The following is a 12866-nucleotide window of genomic DNA, read 5'->3' on the forward strand; positions in this document are numbered from 1 at the left end:
AGGTTGGTTCCGCCATTTATTGACAGCATGCTGTCAACATCGACAGTATGCTGTCAATGTCGGGTTGGGGTGGAGAAGAACGGAACGTGTCGGCGCCCTGGCCTAGGCTTGGTCTCACGATGAACGCGATGAACTCCCTCTTCGGCGCCCTGCCCATGCCCGGCTCCGGCGGTGCGGCCACCCCGCCGCCCGAGGCCGCGCTGCCCGCCCTCATCCCCGCCGCAGGCTCTTTCGACGACGATTCCTGGGCGAACATCGAGGCCCCGGAGGAGGACTGGGGCCCCGAGGACGCACCGCCTCCCGAGGACGAGGCCGCCGCAGCCCCCACCTGGGAGGAGCGCCAGGACGAGGTCTCGGCTCTCGTTGCCCGCGCCCAGGCCAACGCCGCCGCGGCCCGCGCCCGAGCCGGCGCCGCTACGCCCTCGGGCCATGTCTCCGGCCCGGCCTGGGGGGTGACGGTCTCGGACCCGGCCGAGCTGCTCTCCGGCCTCAACCCCGCTCAGGAGGCCGCCGTCACCCACGCAGGCGCCCCCCTGCTCATCATCGCCGGCGCGGGCTCGGGCAAGACCCGGGTCCTGACCCACCGCATCGCCCACCTCATCGCCACTGGCCGCGCCCGCCCTGGCGAGATCCTGGCCATCACCTTCACCAACAAGGCCGCCGCCGAGATGCGCGAGCGCGTCACCGCCCTGGTCGGGCCCGCAGGCGAGCGCATGTGGGTCTCCACCTTCCACTCCGCCTGCGTGCGCATCCTGCGCCGCGAGCACGAGGCCGCCGGCTTGCGCTCCACCTTCTCCATCTACGACGCCGCCGACTCCACCCGCCTCATCACCCTCATCGTGCGCGAGCTGGGCATCGACCCCAAGCGTTTCACCCCCAAGACCTTCGCCCACCGCATCTCCGACCTCAAGAACGAGCTCATCACCCCGGCCCAGTTCGCCGAGCGCGCCGTCACCTCCAACCCCCTCGAGCGCCACCTCGCCGAGGTCTACCGCGCCTACGCCGAGCGCCTGCGCGCCGCCAACGCCCTGGACTTCGACGACATCATCATGCGCACCGTCGCCCTGCTCCAGACCCGCCCGGCCGTGGCCGAGATGTACCGGCGCCGCTTCCGCCACATCCTGGTCGACGAGTACCAGGACACCAACCACGCCCAGTACGTCCTCGTGCGCGAGCTCGTCGGCGGCCCCGGCACCTCCGGTGCGGGCTCGGCCCTGCCGCCGGGCGAGCTCACCGTCGTCGGTGACTCCGACCAGTCCATCTACGCCTTCCGCGGTGCCACCATCCGCAACATCGAGGAGTTCGAGGAGGACTACCCCTCGGCGCGCACCATCCTGCTGGAGCAGAACTACCGCTCCACCCAGAACATCCTCTCGGCCGCCAACGCCGTCATCTCCCGCAACAGCGGCCGGCGCGAGAAGAACCTGTGGACCGCCGCCGGAGACGGTGCCCCCATCACCGGCTACGTCGCCGACTCCGAGCACGATGAGGCCCGCTGGATCAGCCAGGAGGTCGACCGCCTGGCCGACGAGCACGGCGTGCGCCCCCGTGACGTCGCCGTCTTCTACCGCACCAACGCCCAGTCCCGCGCCCTCGAAGAGGCCTTCATGCGCGCCGGCCAGCCCTACAAGGTCATCGGCGGCACCCGCTTCTACGACCGCCGCGAGATCAAGGACGCCATCGCCTACCTGCGCGCCGTCGACAACCCCGACGACGACGTCAACCTGCGCCGCATCCTCAACGTCCCCAAACGCGGCCTGGGCGACAAGGCCGAGAGCGCCCTGGCCGAGCACGCCGCCCGCTACGCCGTCTCCTTCGGGCAAGCCGTCGCCGACGCCGCCGGAGCCCCCCGTGATGCCCAGACAGCCGAGACCGAGGAGACCAGCGGGCAGGACACCTCCACCACCGGGGTAGGCGAGCCGCCCGAGGTCGAGGGCCTGACCACCCGGGCCCGCAACCAGGTGTGTGGCTTCCACGAGCTGCTCACCACCCTGCGCCACATGGTCACCGCCGGCGACGGCGTCGCCGACATCCTCGACTCCGCCCTGGACGCCTCGGGCTACCTCGCCGAGCTGCGCGCCAGCGACGATCCCCAGGACGCCACCCGCGTGGAGAACCTCGCCGAGCTCCACTCCGTGGCCAGCGACTTCCAGGCCGCCAACCCCGACGGCACCCTGGCCGACTTCCTCGAACGCGTCTCACTCGTGGCCGACTCCGACCAGCTCCCACCCAGCGCCGACCTGGAGGACGAGGACGCCCGGCAGGCCGAGGAGCAGGGCCATATCACCCTCATGACCGTCCACACCGCCAAGGGCCTGGAGTTCCCGGTCGTCTTCGTCACCGGCATGGAGGACGGCACCTTCCCCCACAGCCGCTCCCTGACCGAGGAGACCGAGCTCGCCGAGGAACGGCGCCTGGCCTACGTGGCCCTCACCCGCGCCCGCGAACGCCTCTACCTCACCCGCGCCGCCGTGCGCTCGGCCTGGGGCGCCGCCAACGCCATGCCCGCCTCCCGCTTCCTCGACGACGTGCCGGACGAGACCATCGACTGGAAGCGCCTGGCCTCCTCCATGGAGGCGCTGCGCGGCGGCGGCACCGGCTGGGGCAGCAGCTGGGGCGAGGGCGGCTTCGGCTCAGGCGGGCGGCGCTCAGGCTCCTCCCGGCAAGGCTCCTACTCCGACGACGATGACTTCGCCCCGCCCGTGGGCGCAGGCACCAAGCGCTCGGGCAAACTGGGGCGCGTGGAGACCGCCCAGGACCGGGCCGCCAAGCGCGCCTCCGCCCGCCTCGAGGCCCGCGGCAAGCAGATCGCCCCCTCACCGGCCGGCGCCGCCTCAGAGGACCTGCCCGCAGCCGTCGCCGGGCTGAGGACCGGCGACCAGGTGCGCCACGACTCCTACGGGGTGGGCACCGTCGTCGGCCTGGAGGGCAAGGGGCGGTCCCTGACCGCCCGCGTCGAGTTCGTCATCGACGGCGCCCCCACCACCAAGCGCCTCATCCTGCGCTACGCCCCCGTCGCCAAGATCTGACGGATCCATCCTTCGCCCACCCCCCGCGGTATCGGAAACCGTGCTGAAGGCAGTGGGCACCGGTTCCTCCTGGCGGGGGAGGTGTGGCGACCGGCAGGTGGGCAACACTGGGGTCATGAACGCCCCGGCCTCCTTCCCGACTTCATCAGCGGAGCCGCAGGCTCCTCGCCTCCTGGACCGGCTCGTCCCGGTCAGTCCCCAGTGGCGCATTCCTCCGCGAAAGGCGGAGCGCCTCGGCTGGCTCCAGCTCCTTCTGGGGATCCTGGTCGTCCTCGGCGCTCAGATGATCGTCGGGCTGCTGGCGGCGGCGACTGGACTCGTGCGACACGGGGGCGGGGCGGTAGCCCGGCCGGGTGTCGCGTTCATCGTCGCGATCAGTGCCGTGCCCCTGACCGTGCTCGGGTACTGGCTGCTGGTGCGCTTCGTCGGTGGCCGGCCCGTCATCGAGCTGGGCGGGCGCGGGGCGGCACTGCGTGAGCTCCTGGCCGGCCTGGCCATGGGTGCGCTGCTGATGGGTGCCGTCATCGCGGTCCTGGCCCTGCTCGGTTCCTATCACGTGGTGGACGTCGGTTGGAGCACGGGGATCCTCGTCGGCCTCCAAGCCGGTATCGTCGCCGGATTCACCGAGGAGATCCTCGTCAGAGGTGTCATGCTCCGCCTTATCGAGGGGTGGCTGGGGACCTGGTGGGCGCTGGCCATCACCGCGGTGTTCTTCGGGGCCGCTCACCTCGGCAACCCTCAAGCCACCGTCTTCGGTGCGGTGGCGATCGCACTGGAGGCGGGCATCCTGCTGGGCGCCTGCTACCTGCTCACCCGTCGCCTGTGGCTGGCGATCGGGGTGCACGCCGCCTGGAACTTCGTCCAGGGCGGCATCTTCGGCTCCGACATCTCCGGCACCGGGTCGGGACGCGGACTCATCGAGGCCCGCTTCACCGGCCCCGACCTGCTCACCGGTGGAGTCATGGGGATCGAGGCCTCCGTCGTCGCGGTCGTGCTGTGCACCGCGGCCGGTGTGGCCATGCTGCTGGCGGTCCGCCGGCGCGGGCTCGTCGTCCCGCCCTGCTGGCGCCGCCCGCCTCAGGCCGCACTGGACGGCACGCAGCCGGCCTAGGATCCGTCACGAAACCAGGACGGAGCACCTTGTGTTCGTACCATGGCGCGCGCGGTCGTACCCTCTACCCCTCGAACGCGAGGCTCAAGGTACGACCGCGACGTCGAGCACCTCGGGCGGTGACGGCGTGAGCCGACCGCAACCGGATCAGCTGCGGCTCGGCACCAGGCGCACGGGGCGCCGCTCGGCCCGGAAGTCGTTGACCGGGGCCTCGGAGGCGTAGCCCAGGGCGAAGCCCGTGATGAGGCGGTAGTCCGACGGAGCCTCGAACTCGGCGTCGAAGGGACGGCGCCAGGTAGCCAGGACCCCCAGGGGGCAGGAATCGACGCCGTGGGCCTTGGCGGACAGAAACAGGGTCTGCAACATGATCCCGGCGTCGAGCGCCGCGAAGGGCATAAGGCCCTCGTGGACCAGGACGAAACCGATGACCGGGGCGCCGAAGGCCTCACAGTTGCGGCGGGCGGCCGCATCACGGGCCTCGCGGTCCTTGCGGCCGATACCCATGTGCGCGTACAGCCGGCCACCGACCGCCTGGGAGTGGGGCAGCAGATCCGGGGGGTAGGGCGCCCAGGTCCGGTAGTCGCCGTCGGGCGCCTTGCCGCTCAGGGCCAGGCGAGCCATCGCCCCGCGCTCCTTGTGCTGGACGGGGAGCATGGTATCGAACTCCTTGACGTAGGCCGTCCGCAGGCGGTCCGTCTGCTCACCGGTGGCCAGCGCCACCATGAAGGGGCGGGTGTTCGACCAGCTCGGCGCCTGGCGGGCATCCTCCAAGATCTCCTCGATGACCTCAGGCGGTACAGGATCGGCCCGGAAGTCCCGCACGGAGTGCCGGGAAGCGGCCAGGTCGGAAAAGGTCTCGGGGTTCATTGCGGCATCTCCTGAGACGGGTGCTGATGGCGTGGGCCGAAGGTGGAGTCGTCCAGCTGGCGCAGGACCCGGGCCGGGTTGCCCACCGCCAGGCTGCTGGCGGGAATGTCCTTGGTGACTACCGAGCCCGCGCCGATGACGCAGTTGTCCCCGATGGTCACACCCGGGCAGACGATGACCCCGCCGCCCAGCCACACGTTGTCCCCGATCGTGATGGGGTCGGCCGCCTCCAGGGAGCAGGCGCGCGGCGTCGGCTCCAGGGGGTGGACCGGCGTGAGCAGCTGGACGTTCGGGCCGATCTGGCAGTGTGCGCCGATACTGATCCGGGCGACGTCGAGGGCCACGAGCCCGTAGTTGACGAAGGTCCCCTCACCCACGGCGATGTTGTCCCCGTAGTCCACGCGCACCGGCGGCAGCAGGTGTGCCTTGTCGCCCAGCCCCGGGATCGCGGAGCGCAGCAGGTCCCAGCAGTTCTCCTCGCCCTCGGCGAAGGCCCGCTCGAAGCGGTGGAGCATCTTGCGGGCGTGGGCGGCGATCCTGGCGTTATCGGGGTCATCGGCGACGTACCAGTCACCGGCGAGCATGCGCTCGCGGTTGGTGCGCTCGTCGCCCTCGAAGTAGGGCTCTGCCTCCGGGAAGCGTGGGGTGGGGGTCTCACTCATACCCAGCAGCCTAGCGGCGGCCCGATGCGCCCGTTGGTCCGTTCGAGCCGACCCGCCGGAGTCGGCGCTCAGAGCCTGTTCAGGAGTGGGGGAGCACCTCGGCCACGGCCGCCCGCAGCGTCTCCGGCAGGCCCAGGGCCTCGAGCTCACCCAGCAGGGCGGTTCCGCTCAGGCCCCGCTGCACCGCGTCCCAAGCCAGGTCCTTGGCCATGTACTCCACGCGCGCGGCGTCCAGGATTGCGTGGACCTCATCGCGCCAGTCGGCTGGGGAGTGCTTCGTGCCGCGGAGGACCAGCTGGACGCCGTCGATGAGTTCCTGGCGGCTCAGCTCCTCCAGGTGCACCAGCGTCCCGGCCCCCAGGGTGAAGCCGTCACCGCTGACCTCCTCGGTGGCCAGCCGGCGCGCCCGCTCACCCACCCCCAGCCAGGCGCCGGCCACCTGGCCGGCCAGGAGTCGCACCGTCACCAGCCGCGAGGCCGGCACGACCTCGGCCGCCCCCTCCAGGCGGATACGCAGCACCACGTCGGCGCCGTCCTCCTCCTCGGCCTCGGGCCAGGTCAGCGCCATGTGGGTGCGGGCGATCTGGTCCTGCCCGGGCTGGGCCGAGCCGTCGTCCTCCTCCAGGGTGAAGCTCCCCGAGCCCCCGGGCACGACGACGATCTCCAGCTCGCGCGGATTGTCCCCGGCCGCCTCCGTCAGGTTCCCGGCCAGAGGGATCACGGAGCCGGCCCGGGCAAGCACCCCGATCCGGTCCAGGGGGCGCGACAGGCTCAGCATGCGCCCGCGCCCGCCGGTGGTGGCCTCATAACGGCGCCCCGTGGGCAGGTCGTACCAGACCCCGTCGGGCAGCCAGGTCAGCTCCCGCCCCAGGCCCGTGGTCTCATCGAGCGGGGAGGTGAAGGGCACCACCAGCAGGTCCCCGAAGCAGAAGCTGCCCCGGTGCTCGTAGGCGGCCAGCTCACGCGGGTGGTCGTGGTAGACCGGACGCACCGGAGCGATGCCTTCACCCGCCGAACGGCGCGCCCACGTGTACAGGTAGGGCACCAGCCGGTGACGCAGCCGCAGGTGCGCCTCCATCGTGGCGCGCGCGTCACGCGAGTAGCGCCACGGCTCCTTCGAGGTGAAGCCCGAGTTCGACGAGTGCAGGCGGTTGATGGGGGAGAAGCAGCCCAGCTGGAACCAGCGCGCCGCCATCGTGTCGTCGCTGCCGCCCAGCATGTGCCCGCCGATGTCATTGGACCACCAGAAGTAGCCGATGTTGGCGGCCGTGGCTGTGAAGCGCGGCTGGAAGCGCAGGGAGTCCCAGCTGATGATCGTGTCCCCGGAGAAGCCCACCGGGGTGCGGTGGCTCGAGGCGTCGGCGAAGCGAGAGAAGGTCACCGGGCGGCGCCGCTCCACACCACCGTCGGCCGCCGGGCGCTCGCGGCCCGAGTCGAGGTAGTGGACGTGGTTGAGCATCCACAGCGGATCCAGTCCGGGAACCGTCGTGGACCCGCCCTGCTGCCAGTCCAGCCACCAGAAGTCCACGCCCTCATCCTCCAGGGGATGGTGGAGGCGCGAGAGGTAGGAGCCCACGAAGTCTCGGTCGGCGATGTTGAAGGGCACGTCCTCGCCGGTGCTCGCATCCAGGCCCAGGTCGGCGCAGACCTCCTCATAGGCCTCCTCGTGGCGGCGCACCCCCTGGGCCGGGTGCACGTTGAGCGTGGTGAGCATGCCCCGCTCGTGCAGGCCGGCCAGGAAGGCCGCCGGGTCCGAGAACAGCTCCCGGTTCCAGGTGTAGCCGGTCCAACCCGTGCCGATCGCCGGGTCGATGTCGGTGACGTGCCAGTCCATGTCGATGACGGCCACGGAGAAGGGCAGCTCCTCGGCGGCGAAGCGGTCCATGAGCGCCAGGTACTCCTGGTCGCTGTAGGGGTGGTAGCGGCTCCACCAGTTGCCCAGCAGCGCCCGTGGGATGAGGGGGCTGGGCCCGGTGAGGCGGAAGAAGTCCCGCAGCGCCTCCTGGTAGTCCTGACCGTAGCCGAAGACGTAGAGGTCCTGCGCCCCGTCGGCCAGGCGGTTGCCGGGCTCGCGGGGCTGGACCCACTCGTCCTGGGTGAGCAGCAGCGAAGCCGAGTCGTCCAGGGCGGTGATGCCGTTGAGGCTCAGCAGGCCCGGACCGAGGGCGACGGCGCCGTCGGCCTCATCAAGGGTGCGGGTGGTGCCGCCCAGGTTCGTCGGGAAGGTCTCGGCCGGGTCCCACACGTCGCCGTGGTGCCAGGTGCCGCCGTGGGCGTGCAGCGCCGTCGAACGCAGCCTGACACTGAGCCCGGCGGGGGAGAAGCCCAGGGATGGCACATGGGTCAGGTGCAGGTGCTCGGTGATGATCTCCACGCGGTCCTGGCCGTGCACCACCCGGAACGACGGCGTCTCACCCAGGTCGCGGTTGACGACCAGCTGGGTGGCGGCGTCAGTGAAGACGCCCGTGGGGGAGTGCTCCATGCGGATGAGCCGAGAGGTGAGCACCGTGAACCGGTAGCGGGACTCCTCCGACGAGGTCCCGGTGATGACCGCCTCAGGGCGGGCGGCGGCCGGGCGCGGAGTGTCAGGGGCATCGCGGAGAGGAGAAACCAACGGTTGGCCTTTCACAGCAGGAGTCGTCACGGGGAGCGGTGGGAGAGGCGGCGCCCCGAGTGAGGCGCGAGAACTCATCTTAATCGGGCCTCCTCCCGGGCGGCTTCTGACACAATCGGTACCGGCCCGCAAGACCCCGTCAGCCCTGGCGGCGGAGCAGGGGAAGGCCCTCACGCATCCGGCCCGCCCCACTTTCCTCGCATCCCCTGTCCGGTAGGAAGGAAGTCGCCCGTGACCTCTCCCGCACCCCTCGTCGTCTCTGCCCACCACGTCGGCGATGACCCGGACTGGTGGCGCCGCGCCGTCGTCTACCAGGTCTACCCCCGCTCCTTCGCCGACTCCGACGGCGACGGGATCGGTGACATCCCCGGCCTGACCAGCCGCCTGGACCACCTCGACGAGCTGGGTGTCGACGTCGTGTGGCTCAGCCCCGTCTACCGCTCCCCTCAGGACGACAACGGCTACGACATCTCCGACTACCAGGACATCGACCCCCTCTTCGGATCCCTGACCGACCTGGACGCCCTCATCGAGGGACTGCACTGCCGCGGCATGCGCCTGGTCATGGACCTCGTCGTCAACCACACCAGCGACGAGCACCCCTGGTTCGCCGCCAGTCGCTCCTCCAAGGACGACCCCAAGCGCGACTGGTACATCTGGCGGCCCGCCCGGCAGGTCGACGGGCTCGCCCCCGGGCAGCCGGGCACCGAGCCCACCAACTGGGGATCGGCCTTCTCCGGGTCGGCCTGGGCCTGGGACGAGGGCACCCAGGAGTTCTACCTGCACCTCTTCTCACCCAAGCAGCCCGACCTCAACTGGGAGAACCCGCAGGTGCGCCGCGCCATCCACGAGATGATGACCTGGTGGCTGGACCGCGGCGTCGACGGCTTCCGCATGGACGTCATCAACCTCATCTCCAAGACCTACCCGATCACTGACGCGCCCCAGGGCGAGGGCGACCTCTACGGCAACGCCTTCGCCGCCGTCGCCAACGGCCCCCGTATTCACGAGTTCCTGCACGAGATGAACCAGCAGGTCCTCGCGCCGCGGCCCGGTCATGTCATCACCGTCGGGGAGATGCCCGGGGCTACGAGCGCCGAGGCCGCCCTCTACACCGACCCCGCCCGAGGCGAGCTCGACATGGTCTTCCAGTTCGAGCACGTCTGCCTCACCGACGGGCCCGGAGGCAAGTTCGACCCCCAGCCCCTCGAGCTCGTCACCCTCAAGCAGAACCTGGCCCACTGGCAGGCCGCCCTCGCCCCCGCCACGACCCCCACCGGCGCCGTGAGCGCGGAGAAGGGCTGGAACTCCACCTACTGGGACAACCACGACCAGCCCCGCGCCGTCTCCCGCTTCGGCGACGACGACCCCGCCTGGCGTGTCCGCTCGGCCAAGACCCTCGCCACGATCCTCCACACCCACCGCGGCACCCCCTACATCTACCAGGGCGAGGAGCTGGGCATGGCCAACACGGTCTTCCGCTCCATCGATGACTACCGGGACCTGGAGTCCGTCAACCACTTCCACGAGCGCGTGCGCGCCGGCGACGACCCGGCCGCCGTCCTGGCCGGCATCGCCCCCGTCTCCCGGGACAACGCCCGCACCCCCGTCCACTGGGACAGCAGCGAGAAGGCCGGGTTCACCACCGGCGAGCCCTGGATCGCCCTGGCCCCCGACCACGGCACCGTCAACGCCGCCGCCCAGGTGGGAGTGCCCGGCAGCGTCTTCGAGCACTACCGCCAGCTCATCGCCCTGCGGCACGACGACGACGCCCTTGCCCTGGGCACCTTCCGACTCCTGGCCGCCGACCACCCCACCGCCTGGGTCATCCTGCGCCAGTGGCGCGCCCCCGAGACGCAGGGCGGCGGCATCGAGCAGCTGCTGCTCATCGCCCAGTGCGCCCGCGAGGACCTGCCCCTGACCGGGCAGGGCGGCCTGCTGACGGCGCTCGCGGCCGAGGGCCTGCAGTTAGAGGAATGGAGCGGGGTCGAGCAGGTGCTGCGCGCCGCCGACCCGGACGTCCAGCCCGGCTCTGCCCACGCGGGCCTGCCGGAGGCGCTACCGGGATGGGACTCGGTCCTGCTGCGCCGTCGGGCCTGAGGAGGTCGGACGCGCTCTGTGCCTACCCGACGGCCCCAACTGGAATAGTGCTGGCCGGCCGGTCGTTGGCCTCGGTGGACACACCCGCGGATTTCGGAAGTAGGGGAGCACCATGGAGTTCAGCCAGGTCGTCGCCAATCGTCACTCGGTACGAGACTTCACCGACCAGCCCGTCTCCCGGGAGGATCTGGTCGACATTGTCCGCACCGCCCAGCAGGCGCCGTCGTGGGTGAACTCCCAGCCCTGGCGGGTCTATGCGGCCACGGGAGCCACGCTGGCCGGGATCAAGAAGCGCCATGCTGCGGACGTCGCTGCCGGCAGGAAGGGAAACGCCGACCTCCCGGTGAAGCCTCGTACAGAGTGGTCTGCGACCACCCAGGAGAACATGGCCGCGCTCGGAGAGCAGATCGGTGCGCAGCTGGGTGATGGCGTCCAGGAGTTCCAGGCATCGCAAGGACGGCTGTTCAACGCTCAGGCAGCCCTGTACGTGACGATCCCGGTCGAATCCACCCTGTGGTCCTTCCACGACCTCGGGGCCTTCTCCGCCATGCTCGTCCTGGCGGCTGCCGACAAGGGCCTTGGCGCTATCAACGCCTACGCCCTGGTCATGTACCCGGACGAGGTGCGCGAGGCCATGGGGATCGGAGCCGATGAGATCGTCGCGATCGGGATCGCGCTGGGCCATCCCGCAGACTCGGCGCTGGCGGCCTTCGCCCCCAGCCGCGTCGACGTCAACGAGATCCTCACGATCAAGGACTGAGCGCAGAGGGCTGCTTGCCTCGTCGGCCCAGGAGGAGGATGAGGGAAGCGGCCACGGCCGCGCCGGTGAGCAGGATCGCCGCGTTGAGCCACGAGATCTCGAAGTCGGGCAGGTTCTCGCTCTGGAGCTGGCCGATGAACAGTCCCAGCGCGTTTCCGCTGACGTGCAGGCCCAGGGCGAAGAACACCGACCGCAGCCGCACCACCGACCAGCCGGCGAGCAGCCCGAAGAGCACCTTGTGGAGGATCTGCCAGGCGTAGCCCTTGAGGCTGGTGTCGGAGGTCAGCCAGGTCGGCAGGTGCAGTGCGGTGAAGGACGCCGTCGTCATCAGCACAGCAGCCGTTGCCCCGAAGCGCTCGTGTATCGGTGAGAACAGGGTGCGCCTGAGGGTGATCTCCTCGGGGACCGCGTTGTAGACGACGCCGACTGTCAGGGCGAAGACCAGTGCGTGAAGCACCGTGGAGGCGGTGATCTCCGGCTTCCACAGCGGGCCGGTACCCGTCGGCCCCATCCAGGTGTGCAGGCCGCCGAAGGCGACTCCGCCCAGCGCGCCAGCGGCGAACAGGACGGTTCTGCTGCGGATGCCGCCGCCGGTCAACAGGTCGCGCCAGTCTCGGCCGGACAGTCCGAACCACAGGGCGAGCCCGCCGACGTGAAGGAGGACGAGCATGAGGATCCACGGCCCCTTCAGGAGCGCCAGGGCGGTGCCCAGCGCTGGGGACCCGGAGATCAGAACGAGCGACACGGCGACGATGCCGCCCGAGGTCGGCGGCCGCTCGGTGCCGTCACCGGCGCGCCACGTGCGGCGAGGAGATGCGGCATGGCGAGGCGGGGCGTTGTCGTGATGACGGCGCATGAGGCTCCGATAGGCAACATTATCTACTGACGCAGATATGTTAGTGCGATTAAATTAATGAAGCAAGAATCCTATTAGTTTAATTTGAGAATGTTGAATAAGTGACTTAAGTCTGAGCTTATGTGGACTGTCTACTTGTGTTACAGTTCCGATTAAGGGAGATTGAAAAGGGGGGTGGGGTGTGATTGTAGGCGGCTGCGATTTCCTGGTGCGGTGGTTGTATTGCTTGGAGAGGTGAATGTTATTTTGATGCAGACTTAAAGGTCGCTTCCTTTTGTGGTCGCGACTTCGATTCGTTGGGAACTGAATTGATGTCTTGTTGTGTTTGGGGTGCTGGTTTCTTGGTCATGTATTTTCAGCGATTAGATTTGAGGTGTGAGTAAGTGTTTAATGTCGAAGATGTGGCCGTCAATCACTATGTTGACTGGGATTGGCGCGCGGTACTCGCTGTGACGATCGTTGGGCTGGTGTTCGCGGGCTTTTCCTGCTGGCTTTCCTTTTATTTCAAACAAATATATTGGCCTACCTGGCTATCAATTTCTGCTCGTGTCCTCCCTCAGTATGTTGCAGTCCTCTGTGTGTGGCTGGGGGTTTCCAGGCTTGAGTCGGGACGATCGGCGTTTTGGGTGTATCTGCTTCTTGCTGCGCTCTTGTTGTGCGCGTTTTGGCGTTACTCCCTGGACGAGGATTCATGGTTGGCTCGTGGTATTGTATTTGGTGGGGCGCTTGCGTTGACTGCATTGGCGGCCTTGTCGGAGGTGCTTCGACGGGCGGCGGCCACCATTCCTATGTCAGTATCAAGCTTTATTTTTTTAATTCTTGCGGCCTTAGGTTTTATGATCGTGGCCGCTAATCGGCAATAAGGGT

At 69.3% G+C, this 12866-nt stretch carries 9 protein-coding genes; 5 read left to right on the top strand and 4 right to left on the bottom strand.

From position 1 onward, the window contains the following. The first annotated feature begins 119 nt into the window (after nucleotides 1–119). Nucleotides 120–3029: a UvrD-helicase domain-containing protein gene (locus FK267_RS06710; RefSeq protein ID WP_141406719.1), complete on the top strand. Its 2910-nt coding sequence runs from the start codon at nucleotides 120–122 to the stop codon at nucleotides 3027–3029. Between the two features lie 115 nt (nucleotides 3030–3144). Continuing rightward, entirely contained in the window at nucleotides 3145–4140 is a 996-nt protein-coding gene (locus FK267_RS06715; RefSeq protein WP_141406720.1) for a CPBP family intramembrane glutamic endopeptidase, read from the top strand. Between the two features lie 147 nt (nucleotides 4141–4287). On the opposite strand, the gene FK267_RS06720 is transcribed toward FK267_RS06715, so the two are convergent. The 3 genes from FK267_RS06720 to FK267_RS06730 form a co-directional block, all read right to left on the bottom strand. Continuing rightward, the gene (locus tag FK267_RS06720) at nucleotides 4288–5007 is read right to left on the bottom strand and encodes a nitroreductase (RefSeq protein WP_141406721.1); all 720 of its coding nucleotides are present in this window, start codon (nucleotides 5005–5007) and stop codon (nucleotides 4288–4290) included. Continuing rightward, complete coding sequence (locus tag FK267_RS06725) at nucleotides 5004–5669, bottom strand: sugar O-acetyltransferase (protein WP_141406722.1); 666 nt, start codon at nucleotides 5667–5669, stop codon at nucleotides 5004–5006. Before FK267_RS06725 ends, FK267_RS06720 begins: the two co-directional genes overlap by 4 nt. 79 nt (nucleotides 5670–5748) lie before the next feature. Continuing rightward, nucleotides 5749–8283, bottom strand: a complete 2535-nt coding sequence (locus FK267_RS06730) for a glycoside hydrolase family 31 protein (RefSeq protein ID WP_141406723.1) — start codon at nucleotides 8281–8283, stop codon at nucleotides 5749–5751. Nucleotides 8284–8514: 231 nt separating this feature from the next. Here FK267_RS06730 and FK267_RS06735 point away from each other — a divergent pair, with 231 nt between their 5' ends. Both FK267_RS06735 and FK267_RS06740 read left to right on the top strand, forming a co-directional pair. Continuing rightward, entirely contained in the window at nucleotides 8515–10383 is a 1869-nt protein-coding gene (locus FK267_RS06735) for an alpha-glucosidase (RefSeq protein ID WP_141406724.1), read from the top strand. 112 nt (nucleotides 10384–10495) lie between these two features. Further along, entirely contained in the window at nucleotides 10496–11143 is a 648-nt protein-coding gene (locus FK267_RS06740) for a nitroreductase (RefSeq protein ID WP_141406725.1), read from the top strand. Here FK267_RS06740 and FK267_RS06745 read toward each other — a convergent pair. After that, nucleotides 11133–11999, bottom strand: coding sequence for a CPBP family intramembrane glutamic endopeptidase (locus FK267_RS06745; RefSeq protein WP_141406726.1), 867 nt, complete (start codon nucleotides 11997–11999; stop codon nucleotides 11133–11135). The genes FK267_RS06740 and FK267_RS06745 overlap by 11 nt on opposite strands. Nucleotides 12000–12382: 383 nt before the next feature. Between FK267_RS06745 and FK267_RS06750 the strand changes: the two genes are divergently transcribed. Beyond that, on the top strand, nucleotides 12383–12862 hold the full coding sequence (locus tag FK267_RS06750; RefSeq protein ID WP_141406727.1) for a hypothetical protein: 480 nt from the start codon (nucleotides 12383–12385) through the stop codon (nucleotides 12860–12862). Nucleotides 12863–12866: the final 4 nt, after the last annotated feature.

The sequence above is a fragment of the Actinomyces oris genome (assembly GCF_006546825.1).
Classification (GTDB): domain Bacteria; phylum Actinomycetota; class Actinomycetes; order Actinomycetales; family Actinomycetaceae; genus Actinomyces; species Actinomyces oris.